Source organism: Alkalibacterium sp. m-11, assembly GCF_054658155.1.
In genome coordinates this window covers 20998-39877 of record NZ_BAAGIR010000010.1, presented here as the reverse complement: position 1 = coordinate 39877, position 18880 = coordinate 20998, and the positions used below count along the sequence as shown (strand labels likewise).

The window sequence follows — 18880 nt, the reverse complement described above, 5'->3', positions numbered from 1 at the left end:
AAGTCCAATGGGACAACTGAAGAAAATGTTTGGGTAATGAAACACACAGAATGAGCCATTTTAATATTAAAATTGAAGAGTTACCATCTCTAGAAAAAAAGTTTCCGCCAAAGTCTTGACACATACACCCGGTTCAAATTTAAGTTAAACCTAGTTTGTTTGTGTTACACTATTAATCTAAGGTATGTTAAAATTAGAGACGAAAGCGTTATTAATTCAAAATGGAGGAGTTCTGATGTATATGAAAAAGGAAGAAAAGAAAGAAACAAAGACATACTCTACGGAAGACTGGATGTACCTGGGTGGTTCGGTTGTGGTTTCCTTTATTCTGGGCATGCTGACCTTTGCATTCTTCAAAAAGAAGAAGTCACTAAAGGCTGACGATCTTTTAAAATCCATAAAAAAAGAATTTCTTAAAGAAGGACCGATCGACGGGTCATGGATTGAATTATCCAAAGTGCCGTGGAAAAAATTTGCTTATGAAACTGATGTTTACTACGGTGGGATCTCACGCTATGAAGAAAGCAAGCTGGTCCAATACGAATTCATCGTTGATGCTTACACCGGCAGTCTGATCGACCTATACAGAGTGTAAATGAAAATGAGTCTGGTTCAGCCATTGCTGCTCATACTCATAATATAAGACAAATAAATAACCTCAGTCACTTGAACCTCCACTGCTTAGCTTAGTGAGTCAAGTAACTGAGGTTGTTTTTATTTGAACATGACAACTGCTTTATAAATTCTGTTGCCTTTTTTAGAAAATTTTTCTTCATATTCTGTCATTACATTGTCTTCTACGTCGCTATTGTGCAGATCCATATACACTTTTTCCAGCACCGCATCATACTTGGAGAAGCTGGTCAATGAATATTCGAATAGCTTCTGATTGTCCGTCTTGAAATGAAGTTCTCCTTCATCATTTAGAATTGTCTCGTAGACTGACAGGAATGACTTATAAGTGAGTCGGCGCTTCTCGTGTCTGTTTTTTGGCCATGGATCAGAAAACGTAAGATAGATGCGGTCGACTTCTCCGGGTTCAAAATAGTCTCTTAGATCCTTTGCGTTTACTTGCATCAGCTGCAGATTAGGCAGCTGTTCATCAATCTGTTTTTCCAGTGCAGAGACGATAACACTTGTCTGCAGTTCAATTCCGATAAAGTTGATATCTGGATAGCGTTTAGCCATTTCAATAATGAAACGCCCTTTTCCACATCCGATTTCAATATGCAAAGGCTGAGGTTTCCCAAACCGCTCTGTCCACTTCCCTTTTGATTCTTCCGGTTTTTCAACCACATATTGCTTATACTCCAGTAGCTTATCCTGGGCGTATGGTTTGTGACGTAATCTCATTTAAACACTCCTCGTTAGTTCAGTAAAAAAGGGAGCAGATCGTTAAACCTGTCCCTGCATTCATTAATTTTATGATAATAGCTGATTCAATTTGATCAAATACTGGTTCATCCTTAGATAATCTTGTTTCTGATGGCTTGCTTTAATGTCAAACAACAGGTTAGCTGTGCCGTACCAGTAAAATTTACTAGTAGTAGCGCCTGGAGTAAACGGAATCATAGCGGTAATCCAATCGTCCCAGTTCTGGTGATCGATATAACGTTCCAGCAGCTGACTCAAGTCGGCTACAGGATCAGCAAGCAGTGCTGAATCCCAGTCAACCAGATAGAGTTCTTCTTCAGAAGACATAAGGAAATTCTTATGCGAGATGTCACCATGGCACACCATTTTATTTTCAATCTGATCATCAGCTGGCATATGCTTTTCCAAGTACGATACAGCCTGTCTGATTGATGGATGGGCAATAAGATCGGGCGCCAGTCCATACACCGCATTGTAGTAAAAGTCAGATGGAGAGAGTACTTTCCCTCCCAGACGATGCAGCATTCTCTTCAGACTTTGAGACTGATGAACTTTTCTGATCATCTGAATCACACTTGAAGAAGTCATTTCTTCTTTGAACAGAGTCCGGCCATTGCACCATTCCTGAGCTGTCAGCACGTCCCCGTTTCCTATCCGCTTGGTCCATACGAGTCTGGGAGAGATCCCTTCGAGGGACAATGCTGCCAGAAAAGGCGATGAATTCCGCTTGAGAAATAAACGTTCTTCGTTTTTCGTTCCCATATAAGCTTGACCTGTTTCTCCACCAATGGGATGCAGCTGCCACCCCGTTTCTCTCTCTAACTCCATAGTATTCAATCCTTTATATGTTCTTCTTATGTCGCTCAATAATAAAGACATTTACGCACCTTCTATTGTAGAAAGAATTATCGGTTCCGTCAAGCGCATGCATGTTCTTTTTTTATCTCTCAGACTCATATAACTATTTCGCCACATTGCTGTTCAATTTCTTTAAGGTATTCAGCCTGCAGAGCAGTCGTCAAGTCGCCAGGTTTATCAGTAAAAAGTATGCGTTCATCGATACGTCTGACCGGCATGACTTCAATTGTCGTGCTTGAGCAGAATACTTCATCTGCTTCGTACATTTCCTCAAGCGTAAACGGTCTGTCGACTACTGGAATATTCAGTTTTTCTGCACATTTCTTCCACACTAGCTTTGTCACTCCGGGTAAAATGAGATTTCCATCAGGATGTGTCATCACTTTTCCGTTTTTAACGATTGCTATGTTAGAGGCAGAACACTCTGTAACTGTTCCGTCTCGATGAAGAATGGCTTCTTCAGCATTCTTTTTATGTGCTTCATGCTTGACCATGATGTTTCCGAGTAATGATATCATCTTGATATCACATTTCAGCCACCGTATATCTTCTGTTACTATCGTGTCGATCCCTTTCACCTGCTTGACAGCATCTCTTTCGACCGCTGTCATCGTCCCTGTCAGCATTGGAAGGACGCCTGCATCCGGGTACATATGGTTCCTGGGTGAAGAAATCCCGCGCGTCATCTGCAGATAAAGATTGCCGGTGTCGATATTTGTTTCTTCAAGCAGCCGGTTGACGAGTGATTTCATCTCGTTTCGACTATAAGGCACAGCCATTTCGATTTTTCTAGCACTGGAATAAAACCTGTCAATATGCTCATCCAGGCAGAAAAAGCGGCCATTGTAAGCTCTGATCACTTCATAAATCCCATCTCCGAACTGATATCCCCGGTCTTCCGGATCGATTCTAACTTCACTTCTATCTACAATCTCACTATTCCAAATCACTTTCATGTCTTTCTCCCCTTATCCTGCTAGCCCAACCTTCTAGGCACATATACTGAATTGAAGCCAAAAACGAACACTGTACTGATCAAAAAGACTATCCCTGTGGTCTCCCACCCCCCGTTGAGGGCCCCCAGAGAAAAAATGATACTCGTTACGATCAGTGCCATATTCAACAATTTTTGGATGGCTTTTATTTTATCAGTATTTGTATAAGGATACAATTTAAAATGAACAGATTCATCCAGAACTTGTTTTAAAGGGAGAAGCTGGAACCCGATCAGATAAATAAACAGAACACTCACAAGCGTTCTCAGCCATAAAACAGGAGTGAAGTATATGACAATCAGTCCGATGGTCAGCAGTCTGACATACAGCCCGCTGAAAGCTGTCTGTCTAATAAATACTCTACTGATATAATACATATGCGGATCTGTTTTAGAGCTGATGATACTAATTAAAGGGTCGAATCCTTTCATACGTTTAACTTTATTTTGTCCATAAGGCGTTTCAATGAAAAGATTGATCAACCTGTATATGCCTTGGACTCGTTTCTGTTCAATGTCGATCATTCTGTCCCAGTTCCACAGCTTTTCACGTGAATAACTGAAGACCAGGTAAATCAGCCCGAACAGTCCAGACAAGCTCAATAATAGACCAACCCATAGGGAAACGAAAAGACTCAGCCCTAGAGTTCCCAGTATCAGAATGTGTCTACCTGTATAGATAGTTCGTATCAGCGTTAAACTGTCCGACTGAAATGAGTGATACTGGACCAGCAGATCGATCAGCTTCAGACAGATTAATACAGCCAGCCAGCTTAAGCTGTAAGCTTGACCAGATATGTTTAAAGCTTCCATTAAAGGCATCGTAAGTGTCGCAATCACAGCCATCCCCGCACTTAAAAATAGACCGCTGATAAGTAAGTGCCGCCTCATGATCGGTGCCATCTGCTTTTCAAGAGGCAAAAGATATATGCCATCAGCTGGTTCGATCAGAGTTCTTATTCCACCTATAGGCAAGACAGAGTAGATGATGACAATAAGCAAAAGACGTGGGAGAAGATCCGAGGGAGCAACGGTCTCGACGTAATCTGAATAAGTAAAACCTAATGCACCCGTCAGGATCATCAAAGCAATGACAAAGTGATCATTGAACACATATTTAAGGTATTTGCCAATCCGTCTGTAATACTCATACGTTCTCTTTTTAAACATGTCTCTGACCGTCATTTTAAAACCCTTCCCTGTCAGCCAGCCGTCCGTACATCTCATCAAGAGTAGCTTCCGGCATGTCGAAGTGTTTTCTTAAGTCAGCCATCGTTCCCATCGCATATATTTCACCATCATGCATGACGACAAATTTATCGCAGATTCGTTCTGCATTTGCCAGTACATGGGTGGACATTAATATTGAGGCCCCGTTACGCTTATGTTCTTCCATAAGCTGGATAAGGTCTCTGATAGCCAATGGATCAAGTCCAAGAAAAGGCTCATCAATAATAAACAGAGACGGCTCAATAACAAAGGCACAGACAATCATCACTTTCTGCTTCATGCCTTTTGAAAAGTCTGTTGGAAACCACTCAAGCCGCTCGGTCAGCCTGAACAGGTCAAGCAGATAATTCGCTGTCTTCCAAGCCTGTTCGCGATCAAGCCCATATGCCATGATCGTCATCTCAATGTGCTCCTTTAAAGTCAGTTCGTCATATAGCAGGGGCGACTCCGGGATGAATCCAATTTTTCTGCGATACGTTTCCGGATCTTCGTTGATCGTTCGGCCATCTATTTTAACTGTTCCTTCGAAAGCCTTCATCAGGCCGATAATATGTTTGATGGTGGTACTTTTTCCGGCACCATTTAACCCGATCAGTCCGATCAGTTCACCATCTGCAATGTCGAACGATACGGATTTTAAAACAGGTATTCTACTGTATCCCCCTGTCAGAGATTCAACTTTCAAGCTCATACTACCTATCCTTCCCTGTAAACTAGTGCTTATATTTTACCACACAAAGTGAAGGTTTAAAGATTCCAGTAGTGTCTTTTTATTATTTCCCGGCATAATATGATAAACTGTATCTATACTGTACTATGGAAAGAGGGAAAGTCATGAGCGAGTGCATATTCTGTAAGATTATTGATGGTGAGATCCCGTCCAGAAAAGTCTATGAAGATGATACAGTCATTGCCATTCTGGATGTATCTCAAGTGACTAAGGGACATACTCTAGTCATTTCCAAAAAGCATGTCAGAAATATTCTCGACTATACAGACGAGCTGGCTGCGGACGTATTTGCGAAAATACCAAAGATAGCACGTGCCGTCCGATCATTCGATCCGGAATGTGAAGGGTTAAATCTCCTGATGAACAATGAGGAGATCGCCTCTCAGAGCGTATTCCATGGCCATGTTCATCTGCTACCTAGATATAACTCTGATAAAGATGGTTTTGGACTGAAATGGGACACACATTCGGACGATTATTCTGATGACGAGCTGGATGAGGTTCGGAACAAAATCGTCAGCACACTAGCAAAGGAGGGGTAAGATCATGAAACATTTTCTATTAGGAAGCTTATCAGGAGTCGTTCTTGGAGGATTTTACGGGCTGGTCAGAACACCCAGACCAGGAAAGCAGAATCAGGAAATGCTGAAGGCCTATATCGATGATACAACTGACCATGTTCAGGATGTAACAGATAAAGTCAATGACTTGAAATCAGCTGTCAGCCGATTGACTTCTGAAGTAAATTTTGTACAGACTGAATTCATGAGCGACATGCAGACAGTGGCAGCCGAATTTCAGAAAGAAGCTGAACCTCGTATGAGACGGATTCAGGAAAAAGCCGAGAAAATTCAGACTGAAGTAGAAAAGACAGCAGATACTCTATCTTCACCAACCGAATAAAAAAACGTTGCCGTCTTGAGGTCGGCAACGTTTTTTGTGTGTTGTGAGTCAGCTTAATGTATTTATCTGACTAATGGTTCATATCTGACTTTATGGTACATTCGCATGTCGTCCAATAGATCTAATGGTCCATAAAACGATATATGGTCTATTCACCTGTTCTCCCTCCCCATTATTTACACAAAAAAAGCACACGGGAGATTATTATCAGCCCATGTGCCATAGTCTTAATTTTATTCGTTATCTTCTTCTGCTTCTTCTGAGTCATCATCAGTATCGACATCTGTATCTGTGTCTTCATCACTTTCAGGATCTTCTTCGACGCCATTACCGTCTTCTTCTAGAAGTTCGTCCAGCATATCCTGATCCATTTCCTGCTGTTCAGGTGCAGGCTCCATGAACTGCTGCATTGCTCCTGTCAGATCTTCGTCTGAAATCTGAACATTCGCGTCACGTACAAGTTCGCCGATAACTTCCTGAACCACTGCCTGGTCCTGCATGTAGCTGTCAATGAGCATAGCCTCGATCGTTTCACGTTCTTCTTCCAGGGTGCCTTTTTCGCCTTCTTCTACAAGTTTAATGATGTGATAGCCGAATTGAGACTCTACTGGTTCCTGAGTGAATTCACCTTCTTCAAGTTCCATTGCTGCTTCTTCGAATTCAGGGACGAAACGACCAGGTTCAAGCACAAGTTCGCCGTCACTTTCGATTGTTCCAGTGTCCATCGTATGTTCAGCAACCAGCTCACCGAAATCAGCTCCATCATTCAACTCATCAATGATTTCTTCAGCAAGACCTAAGTCCTCTACAAGAATATGAGCAACAGTTGAATCGATAGCATAATTCTCGTATGCTTCTTCGATTTCTTCCTCTGTTATTTCGACATGATCCTTAATAGCTGCTCTCACTTGAAGTGATGTGCGTACACTGTTTCTCACATCGTCCAGAGACATGCCCTGCATGGCAATCATTTCTTCGAATTCTTCAATGCCGCCATAAGGTTCAGCTTCTCTTTCGAGTTCAGCATCGATATCTTCATCAGATACTTCATCACCATATGCGTGATCAAGAATATCTTCAAGCAGGATCTGCTGCAGCATCTGCTCTCCGAAAGTCATACCACTTTGAGTGACTTCATTTTTCATTCTTTCATATAATTCATCTTCACGAACACGTCCAGCTACTGTTGAAGCTACTTCGGGACTGCTTGCACATCCTGCCAGTAAAAGTCCTGAACAGGCTACTGCGCCAAATAACATTTTTTTCATACGCGTAAATACACATCCTAATTCTTATAATCTAGTGAACGGTCAAGGCAGAAATTATCACCCATGTCCGTACCTCAATTAATATAACACAGGTCTAAAGAAAATGAAAACGTATAAAGCAAATCTTTACTATTTTTCATCAAGCCTTCACAAATAGATCGTTTATTGTTCAGAGGCTGGTCTCTCATTCTTTACCGTGCTTTTGAAAAACGAGCGGTTGTCCATGGCCCAGATCCGTTCAGAGAATTCTCCAGCTTCTGTTTTTCTTAAGGCAGACTCCATCATATTCATCTTCGCATCGATCTGATCGATGTAATGGATGATTTCAGCTTCAGGAATCTGTGGTCTCACTGGAGAACCATATTCCATCTCGCCATGATGAGCAAGCACAAGGTGTTTAAGCAAAAGAACGTCTTCGTGACTTTCGTCGATTTTCAGCTCCACACACGCTTTTGAAATCTCATCATAGATAAGGACGATGTGTCCCACCAGTTTACCCTCGAGCGTATATTCTGTGGCTGTTGGTCCGCTGAGTTCTATCACCTTTCCGACATCATGTAGAATTATTCCAGCATAAAGCAGAGATGGGTTCAGCAGATCATAACTAGCCGTTATTGATTTTGCAATTTTGAGCATGGACATTGTGTGGAAAGCCAGTCCGCCGAGGTATGCATGGTGATTTTTCTTTGCAGCAGGACTTTGGAAGAACTCTCTCTGATACTTTTTCATTATATAGCGAACAATACGGTTCAGGTGAGCATTAGTTATGTCAAAGACAGCCTGGTTGAATGCTTCGATCATCTTGTCTTTATTGACTGGTGCCCGTTCAATGTATAAGTCAGGATTAGACGGTTCATCATCTTTAACAAGCCTCATCTGCTTGATTCGCAGTTGAGGGGCCCCATTGTATTCTTCCCGTCTGCCATCCACTTTTATAACTCGGCCCGGCTTGAACTGTTCAACATCATTGGGAGAAGCATCCCAGTAATTAGCCGAAATTTCTCCACTGGTGTCTTGTAGAATCAGGGCAAGATAAGGTTTATTGTTCCGTGTTTTTTTTTCTTCAGCTGATTTGATCAGAAGGAAGAGGTTCAACTGCTCATCTTTCTGGTAGTCGTATAACTTTTTCATTGTCGTCACTCCTTTGCCTGCTGTTCATTATCTTCAATATGTTTGTTCCACTACTTAGTTCAATTTTAACACATGAGACTCAGGAACATAATCAGTAATAGTTGAATCAAAGGTAAAATAAATGACTTGTACAGACTGACAGACCTCATTCAGCAGATCATACAGTTTACTTTTTCTCGCTTCATCGACATTGACAAAACTATCATCAATAATGACCGGAAAACGCACCGTATCTTTAAAGCTGACTACAAAAGCCAGTCGTATCGCAGCGTAAAGCGGCTCGACAGTTCCTCTTGAGAGCTCTTCCGCTGCCCATTTCTTTCCACTGCGGTCAATCACAAAGAACTCGTCGGAGTCCATAAGGATCGATGGGTAGTCTCCCGACGTAAGTGAAGAAAAATATTTTTCTGCCAGAGCAATGGTCTGAGGCAGCTGATTGGCTTTAGCGTTATTCAGAGTCCGTTCAATCAATGAGGAGGCAATTTTGTATGTGCTCCATTGATCAGCTGCATCCTGATAAATACTTTTTTCATTTTCGTACTTTTGAAGCAGTTCCGAGTAAGTCCCACCTTCTTCCAGTTCCTTTATTTCGTAAGCAAGTTCGACAGATCTTCGGGCTTTTTCTTTATAGAGGCTTTCTAACTCTTCTGCTGATTCAGCCAGTTCCATCAGCTTACTTTTCACATCTTCGCCTGACAAGGCCAGAGACTGTTCACTTACATCGATTGTCGAAGATAAATGCTCATAGCGTCTGATCTTTTCGTTCTTTTCCTCAAGCGTGTGATAGGCACGTATAAAGGCTTCTTCGTTCTTTGCAGAAGCCTGATCATAAAGCTCATGCTTCATTTTATTCTGTTCTTTCTCCTGCTGAACAAAATATAATACAGCATTCTGAATTTTCTCAGTTTCTTTTATATAGGCCTGCTGTAGTCGCTTGTCCTGCTCAATCTGTCTGAGTTTTTTTCTAGCCTCAGAAAAGACGTTTAACGGATCCTGTTCGTCTTCGTAAATGGTACGAGTAAAGGCGTTCTGTCTCAGTTCCTTATCCAGCTCAGTTATTTGTTCTGACAATCTATCTGACAGTTCTCTCTGCTGTCGTTCAACTTTTCTTATTTCTGACATCTTTTCCATTGAAGACATCACAGCAGTCAGTGAGTAGTGTTCAGGGTAACGATGAACTGATTTCCATTCTGAAAATGATGCAGCATACTTTTCTTTTTCCTGCCTGATCCTGTTCTGAGAATCTTTTTCCTCGCCAATCTGCTGCTGCAGTGAATCGATAGATGCAAGCGTGTCTTTCCACTGCTGCCGCAGTTTCTTCTGATAGTAATATTCACTTCTGTCATAATCTGGTTCTCTATAATTAACGGCTTCTCCTTTTCGTCTGGCCATGATAGTCCACACTCCAGCAAGAAGGAAAACACCTAGAAGGGGAAACCAGTTTTGAAGTACTAATGCAAGGAAAGCAAGCAGCAATAAGAAACTGGTAATAAGTATGACCGGTTTTCTCTCGGAGACTTTTGGCGTATCGAGTGTTCTTTTCTGTTTTTCTTCTGCCTCAACTGCTTTAAATGTCGAGAGTGGCCATAGCGTCTCTTCAATCGAATCGATTTGTTCTTCGTTATGTTCGATTTTAAGCTTAAGTCTTTCAATCGTTTCGTTCGATTCCTTTTCTTCCTGATCCAAACGATTTATTGACTGATCGATCAGCTGAACTTGCCCTCTGCTGTCTGAAGTAAGATCCTCGGGCAAGTCATCCTGAAGGGACAGGCCTTCTCTTAACTTAAACTCAAAGGTCTGCTGTTCCAGAAGGGTGATCTGCTGCTTTAGTTCTCTAATCGAGTCAGCTTTCAACTCAAGCTGATCCCACTTGCCTGTCAGCTGATCCACTGCCTTTTCGTTCTCCTGATACACCAGCAGTTCTTTTGAGGGGCGATACTTGTCCTGAAGAGCATTCTGCTTCTCATGCAGTTCCTTAGTCTGTTCTCTCATTTTTTCAAGCTGTCTATTGATTTGGTTGAGCTGGATCAGACCATCTTCTGGTAATGACTGGTCCGGGTACTGATCGATTTCTCTCTTCAGCCGGTTCAATTCTTCAATTGTTTCAATATGCTTGAGGTGATGGTTAAGAAGGTCCCTCTCTTCTCGTTTCTGCTTCAATTCTTTTTCCAGCTGATCCATTTCTGCATCGACCGTTTCTTTACCCTTGACCCGGATAATGTATGTTTCGTTTTTTTCTTTCGCTTTACTCAACTGCTCTTTCTGCTTTTTTAGGGAGCGATAGAGCTCGTTTACTTTCGGTTTGCGTCCCGTCGGTTTAAACAGCTGAGAGGCTTTCTGTTTATACTGATCGGCCTGCTTAAGGAACTGCTCATTTCCAAAGGATCCGACACTTAAGAAGAAGCGGTTGAACTGCTCCCGGTTCATGCCTTTTGTTTCTTCAACACCCTTCAGATCAAATGAATAGATCTGCTCATAAAATGATCTGTTTTTTTTATGAAGGATCGTATCAAGCAGTCTCTCATCTCCTTCAGTTCCATCTTCGAGGGTAACCGTTACATCTCCAGTGACTTTTCCATTTACTCTTTCGATCGTCACTTCACCGAAACGGTCGTCGTCAAGAATCACTTTCCCTCCATAACGACTGCTTTCTTTCGGTTCATATCTGAGAGCAGAACTATGTCTGGTCGGGAAACCAAATAATATACTATGAATAAACGACATCAGCGTAGATTTTCCGGCTTCATTCTGCCCCTGTATAACCTGGATCGAAGAGGATAAGTCAAATTCAGCATCGATCCACTTCCCGTATCCATAAATCACGAGCTTTTTTATTCTCATTTCTCTATCCCTCATTCATTCCTATATCATATTGAAGCAAAGTCAGTGCTGACTCTAAAATCTCGCGTCTGTATTCTTCAGTCTGTTCAGACAGTTCCACTGAAAACGGATGGGTATTCAGCAGTTCCTTAGTCACTTCGTTAAATGCTTCATTTTCTGAATAATACTCGACCGATCTCTTCCACTCCTCTGTAAACAGCTGTTCCAGCGATACCTGATTTGCTGTGACGTTACTTATCTGTATTTTAAGCCCCGTTACGAAAGCAAAAGATTTATCAGAATCATGGTGCAGCGTTTCAATGAAGTCATCCTGATTCAATTTAGTCATTATCTTATCTGATAATTGCGACGAAACGATGACTTTAAGATAAAGCAGTGTCTGAGCGTCACTTGTTTCAATCACTGCCTGTCTGATCTTTTCATAAATACTGTCGAGTGTCTCAAGTGTGCTTACATCGATATTGAGTTCCTTCCAGATGATTGGTGCAGTAGCTTTAAAGTCGACGCTATGACCTGAACGGGATAAATTGACTAGCAGACAGCCTTTGTCTCCAGTTTCTTTCCTATGACGTCCTTGGGTATTTCCACTGTAATAAACAAGTGGTTCAGCTGAAAGCTGCTGCCTATTGTGGATGTGCCCCAAAGCCCAGTAATCATAATTCTTTTCAGCCAGTTCAGCAAGGGAAAAAGGTGCATACCTGCCATGCTCTGATTTCTGTCCTTCTTCGTAACCATGGAGAAGGCCTATGTGATAATCTATCTGTGCCTTTCGAGAAGGGTAGTCTATTATCATGCGCCTGTCGATCCATTTTCTATCATAACTGAATCCGCTGACAGCCACACGCTCCCCTTTTTTTGTCTGTATGTAAATCGTCTCTACTTCAGAGGGAAATACAGTCACGTTTGACGGCAAGGAAAGATGGTCTGCTTCATTTCCCAAGAAATCATGATTCCCGTGGATCAGACAGACTGGAATGCCCTGGTCATTCAGTCTCTGCATCTCTTCTTTAAAGACAATCTGAGCTTTGATACTCCGATCTTCCAGATCGTAGATGTCTCCTGAGAAAAGCACAAAATCGACCTGTTGATCCACTGCCAGGTCGACAATAGCAGTCAATGACTGGAAAGTTGATTCTTTTATTTTTTCCCCCAGACGGCTGGACAGATCTTTGATGCCTTTATAGGGGCTGTCCAGATGCAGATCTGCGGCGTGAACAAATAGGACCATGAGTAAACACTCCTTCTTCTTATAGGGTACATATGTTCTTAGTAGTGTTAGTGAAAAGGACTCACTATATTAGCAAGCCCTCTTCATCTGATCTTTTATTGATATAATTCTCTAACGGGTTTCAATACTACCTGGTTGATGTCGTCGATCATCTGGCCGACTTGCTTTTCAGCTTCAAGCAGTTTAGTAATGATTTCATTCTGACTGATTTTAGTCGAAACCTCCTGAGCCTGTACTGCTTCTTCTTCAGAAATTTCCTGGCCCATCATCTGTTTCTGCTGGATCGTCTGCTGTACTTGACGGAATTCGTTAAATACGCGACTTGCCTCTTCATCTTCTTTAACAGCACCGAATGCCGCTTCTAATCTCGTAAATTCTTCAGTGTTTCTTAATTCCTTTTCTAACTGGTTAGCCGTGTCATAAATGTTGACAGCCATCGTCTCATCCCTTCATTTTTCACTCTATGTCGAGCTTTTTCTTTACTATACAAGTTTATCACGAATTGAATGGTCTTGCCAGAAAAGAATAAAAGGCTTTAATTTATTTATTGTCCTGGCTGTCGACTGCGGAACTGCCTGAACAGCTCTCCGACACGTTCACGGATCACAGAGGAGCCCTCTCTGATAAATTCACTTGCATCGTCCAGCCCTTCTGTCATTCTATCCATAAATGAAGGCTCTTCAACTCTAAATTCTGATCCAGCTTCTTCTACCAGGAAAGTAGACTGCTCCGTATGGGGAAGGATGGCCTCCATTTGTGCCTTGAATACCTGTCCGATCCCCTGAGACGTTGCTGTGTTGAGATAGTGATAGTCAGTTGTCTGATCATAACCCATCCAGCTTGTGATCACAAGGTCAGGTGTATAGCCAACCACCCACTGGTCAGTTGCTCCTGTACCTGATTCTGTCTGTGTTGTCCCCGTTTTACCCGCTATCTTGAAACCGTCTGGTTGAATGTTTCGTCCAGTCCCGCTATCGAACACGCTTAAGAGCATGCTGTTCATCTGATCGGCTACTTTAGCGGACACCACACGTTTTGATCTGGGAGAAGTATTGTCCACAACCACAGCTCCTGTGGCGTCGACAATTCGTGTAATAAAGTGCGGATCTTTTCTAATTCCTTCATTGGCGAAGACGCTGTACGCACTGGCAATTTCCAGAGGCGAAACACCTCTGTCCATTCCACCTAATGCGATAGCCCCCAAATGATTATCTTTGTCCGTTACTCTTAAACCGAACTGTTCAACTTTATTCATTCCTTTTCTCAATCCAAGTTCATTAAGCAGCCAGACCGTCGGTGCATTGAGACTGTCTGCCAAAGCTCTATACATCTGAACTTCTCCGCTATAATAACCAGATAAGTTCGTTGGGGTATAACCTGTTTCACCGTATGAGAGCAGCTCATCCTTAAGTAGTGAATCAGGCGCATATCCTGCTTCCAGTGCTGGTGTGAAGACGCCCAGAGGCTTGATTACTGATCCTGGCTGCCTTCTCATTTGCGTTGCTCTATTGAATCCTCGGAAAGTGTAGTCTCCTAGACCACCGATTACTGCGCTCACTCCGCCAGTTTTCGGATTCAGTGCGATAGATGCACTCTGCGCCGCTGTTCCGTCAGCAGCCACTTCGAAATTGCTGTTGCTGGCATAGACTGCATCCATCTGCTGCTGATGAGTCTGATTAAGAGAAGTGTATATAGTATAACCGTTGTTCATCAGGTCTTCTTCTTCAAAGCCGTACCTGTTAACTGCTTCGTTTATGACTGCATCAAAATAATAGGGATAGCGGTATCCATCTGTGCTGTTATATCTGTCAACCAGAGTCAGTCCAGTCTGCTGATAGCTGGCTCTTTCCTCCCCAGTGATCGTTCCAGTATTTTCCATCAATGAAAGCACGACGTTTCTTCTGCTGATCGACCGCTCATAATTGTCGATCGGATTATAATGACTGGGTGCTTTCAGCATAGCTGCTATAGCCGCAGCCTCGGGAACAGTGACATCAGATGCTCCCTTGCCAAAGTATTTCATAGAAGCATCCTCAACACCCCATACTCCGTTACCAAAGTAGACACTATTGAGATACATTTCCAGTATCTGATCTTTAGTGTAGTGCTTCTCTATTTCTATAGCCAGAAACAGCTCCCTGAGTTTCCTCATCAGGGTCTGATCTGCATAGAGGTAGGCATTTTTGGCCAATTGTTGGGTGATTGTACTTCCACCACCGACTATCTGTCCTCTGTTCATAACATATCCTACAGCTGCACGTCCAATTCCGATCGGATCAAATCCGCGATGCTTCTCAAACCGCTGATCTTCTGTCGATATTACTGCATCAACAATATGAGGAGAGATTCTTTCCATTTCCACGAATGAGCCTTTATGTGCAAATAGCGTTCCAGCTTCCTCACCCTGCTCGTCCATAATCGTAGTAGACTGTTCGAGCCCTGCTCTCAAGGCATTCACATTTGCCGTCCTTGCGAGAACGGCAAGATAGACGCTGAATAACAGCGCAACAGAGAGAACGGTCAGTATGAGCAGTTTAGTCATATGGAATTTCTTCCATTTACGTTTCCCTACTACCCAGGACCGTTTCAGCCTGGGTTTCAGTTTCTGTATGGTGTGACTGAACATTTTTTTTAGTTTTTGTTTTAATTGATTTTTAGTCATGATTATTCCCTCATCTTACTCCTATCCCTTTAAACAGTTACACATCATCGTCTAATTATAACATATGAAAGTGTATCAGTTATCAGTCCTCAGACGGACATTTATTTATAGGCTTTCACCTGTTCAGTCAGTTCTTTAAGAATCTGTCCAATTTCTTCCTTGTCTTTTGCATGCGTGCCGCTGGCCAGAGGATGTCCACCGCCTCCATGTTTCTGGGCAATCTCATTAATTACAGGTCCTTTCGAACGCAGTCTGCATCGGAATTCGCTGTCTGACTGTTCGACAAATACTGCCCATACTTTCACGCCTTCGATTTTACCCAGCATAGGAACCACTTGATGCGTCTCGCTGTCATCCATTCCAAGCGACTTTAATAATGTCTTTGTAAGAATGATATGTCCGACCCCGTCTTCTGACACTGTAAACTGATCGAGAGCATAGCCCATTAATTTGCCGGCTTGAGGCTTTATTACATTCATTTTATCGTTTACTTCTGTATGCGAAAACGGAAAACGCATCAACTCAGCAGAAATCTGCATGGTGAAGGGTGATGTCGCATCATAGAGAAAGCGGTTCGTATCCCCGACAATTCCGGCATATAAAAGACGGGCTGCTTTAGCGGTCATCTTAATCTCATCCGGGTAGCTCAGCCACATATCGGCAATCATTTCACAGCAGCTGCTCGCGTCCGTGTTGACCCATTCTATTTCCCCGTAAGAATCATCAAGAGGATGGTGATCGATTTTGATCCACTGCTTCGCCATTTTATAATGCTCTCCGTCTATGCGCTTGATATTTGCAGTGTCAGTAACAATGACTAACGCCTGTTCATATTTTTCTTCTGTCACTTCATCCATTTTATCCAGATATTCGAGATCATCAACCGTCGTACCGACTGCATACACATCCTTGTCAGGAAAGGTTGCTCGAATAAGTTCTTTCAGTCCACACTGGGAACCGATAGCGTCCGGATCAGGTCTGACATGCCTATGAATGATAATGGTATCCCATTGTTTAATATACTCCCAAAGGTCTTTCTTAATCATATTGTCCTTTTTATTCACTGTTTCTAACAACACACGCATTTCTCCTTTTCAGTTCTAGCTTTTTTGTTATCTTTTCTGAATCAGCTGACACACCACAATCGCTTTTGCAGCTAATGTATGTTCCGAATAGATTTCAACATCCAGTCTAGCCGAGCGACGATTTTCATCGATCACAGAAGGTTTGATCGTCAGTTCATTACCTAACTGGATCATGTTGAAGTAATGCAGATTCATCTGTTCAACAACCAGATTCTTTTTCTTGTATTTTGATAGATAATTATAAATTGTCTCTGTGACCACTTCGCTGAGCACACCAAATGAGATCGTACCCATGCTGTCAGTAGTCTGCGGGGTAACAGAAAAGGAATACAAGTTGTCTTCTTTTTCTGTAATCAGCTGATTGATCTGATCAGATATGGTATCCCCAGACTGAGGCTGCTTCTGGACAGTCTGCATAGCTTTCATAATATCCTGACGGGAAATGACACCAGCAAGTTTAAGTTCATCACTGACTACAGGCATCACTTCCAGGCCATCCCATATCATTGTATGCGCAATTGAGGCTACGCTCATGTACTTTCTTGCTGAAGCGGGATTCTTAGTCATAACTTTTTCAATCAGTTCTGTATCCTCCTGGCCTACCACATCCTTAGCCGTCACGATCCCCGCCAGTCGACCATCTGACAGAACAACTGGAAATCTGGAATGTCCGCTCTTCTGATTGAGCATTCTATAAGTATATACCGTATCTTCTCTATTAAGAAACTGCGTCCGTTCAAGCGGGGTAAAGATATTCTGAACGCGCAGGATTTCTTTTTTTATCAGCTGGTCAGTCATCGCTCTGTTGATCATCGTGCCCACTGTGAAAGTATCATAAGATGTGCTTATCAGAGGCAATTCCTTATGATTGGCAAGATCGACCACTGTCTGACTGGGCTTGAAGCCCCCAGTTATAAGGACCGCTGCACCGTTCTGTAAAGTGAGCTGCTGAGCTTCTTCTCTGTTACCGATAATCATCAGTGATTCTTCAGTAACATAGCGCAACATGGCTTCTTCGGTCATCGCTCCGATGATGAACTTCGTCAGGGTCTTTTTCAGCCCTTTTTCGCCCCCATGAACCTCTCCATCAATCACCTTCACTATTTCATCGTAGGTCAGGTTCTCGATATGCTCACCATTTTTAGGCTCGATCCGGATCGTCCCCACTCTTTTAATCGTAGACACCAGGCCGTTGTTCTCTGCTTCTTTTATAGCTCTGTAAGCTGTCCCCTCACTGACTTGAAGTTCTTTGGCAATCAGTCTTACCGAGAGCTTCTCCCCTACCGGCAGAGACTCGATAAAGTCGATAATCTGTTCATGTTTAGTCTTCATCTCTTTCAGGTTTCCTTTCGCTAACTTTCTTTTCCCATAACGGCAGTGGGATCGTTTCAAAGATAACCGACTCCAGTCCGGTAACCGTGATACCCAGAAGCCTCACTCCTAAGGTTGCAGATTCTTCTTCCCAGATCGATAAAGCAATCTGGAAAAGTTCTTCTTCTCCTTTGATATAATCTGGAAAGGAGCGTCGACGCGTTATCGTATCGAAATTTTCATACCTTATTTTAAGCACAACGATTTTTCCGTGTTTCTGTTTTCTTTTTAGGTTATGCATGACTTTCTGTGAGAGGATTCTTAAGGCCTTGATCACATCATTTTCAGTCTTCAGATCTTCAGAGAACGTTGATTCTTTTCCAATCGATTTCGGTTCCCTGTCGTTTTTCACTTCACTGTCGTCGATCCCTCTTACCTTGCGATAAAGTGAATGACCCATTTTCCCAAAATGACTGACCAGCTCCAGCTCTTCATTTTTATATAGATCCTTTCCCGTGTATATGTCCAGACTATGCATTTTCTCAACGGATTTGGCACCCACACCGTGAAATTTTTCAATTGGCAGCACCATTAAAAAGTCGTGTGCTTTATCAGGTGGAATAACTGTAATGCCATTTGGTTTATCGAAATCCGACGCAATTTTAGCCAGAAATTTATTATAGGACACTCCTGCCGAACAGGTCAGTCTCAGTTCCTTTTCAATGTCTCTCCTGATGGCCTGTGCAATGATAGTCGCACTTTTCTGTCCGACATGGTTTATACTGACATCCAGATAGGCCTCATCGAGAGAGAGAGGTTGGATTTTATCCGTATACCGTCTGAAAATGTCATGCATCTGCTTTGAAGTTTCCCGGTAAAGCTCAAAATTTGGACTTACGAATACACCTTCTGGGCATAACTCGTATGCCTTCTGAGCGCTCATAGCTGAATGGATGCCGTAAGTCCGGGCTTCATAACTTGCTGTAGCAACCACACCGCGCCCACCCGTTTCCTTGGGGTGCCGGGCTATGATAACTGGCTTACCCGCTAGAGAAGGATTTTCTCTCACCTCAACTGAAGCATAGAAGGCATCCATATCGATATGAATTATTTTTCTGGACGTATCCCGTTTGGGTTCGTCAAAAAGCAGTAGTCCGTATCTCATAGCGCCTTCAAAACACCTCCATCTTTTACGTTATTATACTAGAAATAAAAGGGTCAGACGACTTTAAAATCAACTCTATTATGACATTCTATGGTGTAAA

Annotated in this window: 17 protein-coding genes; 3 read left to right on the top strand and 14 right to left on the bottom strand. The window is 42.6% G+C overall.

What is annotated here, in order from left to right; all coding sequences use genetic code 11:
- Window positions 1-235: 235 nt before the first annotated feature.
- On the top strand, window positions 236-595 hold the full coding sequence (locus ACYQ2O_RS02435) for a PepSY domain-containing protein (protein WP_246117693.1): 360 nt from the start codon (window positions 236-238) through the stop codon (window positions 593-595).
- Between the two features lie 119 nt (window positions 596-714).
- Here ACYQ2O_RS02435 and trmB read toward each other — a convergent pair whose 3' ends face one another.
- The 5 genes from trmB to ACYQ2O_RS02410 all read right to left on the bottom strand — a co-directional run bounded on the left by trmB (window position 715) and on the right by ACYQ2O_RS02410 (window position 5147).
- Window positions 715-1353 (bottom strand): tRNA (guanosine(46)-N7)-methyltransferase TrmB, encoded by a 639-nt coding sequence (trmB, locus tag ACYQ2O_RS02430; protein ID WP_346023789.1) that lies wholly within the window; start codon window positions 1351-1353, stop codon window positions 715-717.
- A 69-nt stretch (window positions 1354-1422) separates the two neighbouring features.
- Complete coding sequence (locus ACYQ2O_RS02425) at window positions 1423-2253, bottom strand: phosphotransferase family protein (protein WP_346023788.1); 831 nt, start codon at window positions 2251-2253, stop codon at window positions 1423-1425.
- 74 nt (window positions 2254-2327) lie between these two features.
- Complete coding sequence (dat, locus tag ACYQ2O_RS02420; RefSeq protein ID WP_459795915.1) at window positions 2328-3188, bottom strand: D-amino-acid transaminase; 861 nt, start codon at window positions 3186-3188, stop codon at window positions 2328-2330.
- A gap of 20 nt (window positions 3189-3208) precedes the next feature.
- Window positions 3209-4453 carry an ABC transporter permease gene (locus ACYQ2O_RS02415; RefSeq protein WP_459795914.1) on the bottom strand — a complete coding sequence of 415 codons (1245 nt, stop codon included), beginning with the start codon at window positions 4451-4453 and terminating at the stop codon, window positions 3209-3211.
- The gene (locus tag ACYQ2O_RS02410) at window positions 4413-5147 is read right to left on the bottom strand and encodes an ABC transporter ATP-binding protein (protein WP_346023785.1); all 735 of its coding nucleotides are present in this window, start codon (window positions 5145-5147) and stop codon (window positions 4413-4415) included. Before ACYQ2O_RS02410 ends, ACYQ2O_RS02415 begins: the two co-directional genes overlap by 41 nt.
- Window positions 5148-5290: 143 nt before the next feature.
- Here ACYQ2O_RS02410 and ACYQ2O_RS02405 point away from each other — a divergent pair, with 143 nt between their 5' ends.
- Window positions 5291-5728 (top strand): HIT family protein, encoded by a 438-nt coding sequence (locus tag ACYQ2O_RS02405; protein ID WP_346023784.1) that lies wholly within the window; start codon window positions 5291-5293, stop codon window positions 5726-5728.
- 4 nt (window positions 5729-5732) lie between these two features.
- A complete protein-coding gene (locus ACYQ2O_RS02400; RefSeq protein WP_346023783.1) occupies window positions 5733-6089 on the top strand; it encodes a YtxH domain-containing protein in 357 nt (118 codons plus the stop codon).
- A gap of 233 nt (window positions 6090-6322) precedes the next feature.
- Here ACYQ2O_RS02400 and ACYQ2O_RS02395 read toward each other — a convergent pair whose 3' ends face one another.
- The 9 genes from ACYQ2O_RS02395 to dinB form a co-directional block, all read right to left on the bottom strand.
- Window positions 6323-7357 carry a peptidylprolyl isomerase gene (locus tag ACYQ2O_RS02395; RefSeq protein ID WP_346023782.1) on the bottom strand — a complete coding sequence of 345 codons (1035 nt, stop codon included), beginning with the start codon at window positions 7355-7357 and terminating at the stop codon, window positions 6323-6325.
- Between the two features lie 162 nt (window positions 7358-7519).
- Entirely contained in the window at window positions 7520-8488 is a 969-nt protein-coding gene (locus tag ACYQ2O_RS02390) for a 3'-5' exoribonuclease YhaM family protein (protein WP_346023781.1), read from the bottom strand.
- Between the two features lie 54 nt (window positions 8489-8542).
- Window positions 8543-11329 (bottom strand): ATP-binding protein, encoded by a 2787-nt coding sequence (locus ACYQ2O_RS02385; protein WP_346023780.1) that lies wholly within the window; start codon window positions 11327-11329, stop codon window positions 8543-8545.
- Window positions 11330-11333: 4 nt separating this feature from the next.
- Entirely contained in the window at window positions 11334-12557 is a 1224-nt protein-coding gene (locus ACYQ2O_RS02380; protein ID WP_346023779.1) for a metallophosphoesterase family protein, read from the bottom strand.
- Between the two features lie 95 nt (window positions 12558-12652).
- The gene (locus ACYQ2O_RS02375; protein WP_346023778.1) at window positions 12653-12994 is read right to left on the bottom strand and encodes a YlbF/YmcA family competence regulator; all 342 of its coding nucleotides are present in this window, start codon (window positions 12992-12994) and stop codon (window positions 12653-12655) included.
- Between the two features lie 107 nt (window positions 12995-13101).
- Window positions 13102-15219, bottom strand: a complete 2118-nt coding sequence (locus tag ACYQ2O_RS02370) for a PBP1A family penicillin-binding protein (RefSeq protein WP_459795912.1) — start codon at window positions 15217-15219, stop codon at window positions 13102-13104.
- Window positions 15220-15320: 101 nt separating this feature from the next.
- Window positions 15321-16298 carry a DHH family phosphoesterase gene (locus ACYQ2O_RS02365; RefSeq protein ID WP_342706588.1) on the bottom strand — a complete coding sequence of 326 codons (978 nt, stop codon included), beginning with the start codon at window positions 16296-16298 and terminating at the stop codon, window positions 15321-15323.
- A 33-nt stretch (window positions 16299-16331) separates the two neighbouring features.
- Window positions 16332-17636: a DRTGG domain-containing protein gene (locus tag ACYQ2O_RS02360; RefSeq protein ID WP_346023776.1), complete on the bottom strand. Its 1305-nt coding sequence runs from the start codon at window positions 17634-17636 to the stop codon at window positions 16332-16334.
- Window positions 17626-18780 carry a DNA polymerase IV gene (dinB, locus tag ACYQ2O_RS02355; RefSeq protein ID WP_346023775.1) on the bottom strand — a complete coding sequence of 385 codons (1155 nt, stop codon included), beginning with the start codon at window positions 18778-18780 and terminating at the stop codon, window positions 17626-17628. Before dinB ends, ACYQ2O_RS02360 begins: the two co-directional genes overlap by 11 nt.
- Window positions 18781-18880: the final 100 nt, after the last annotated feature.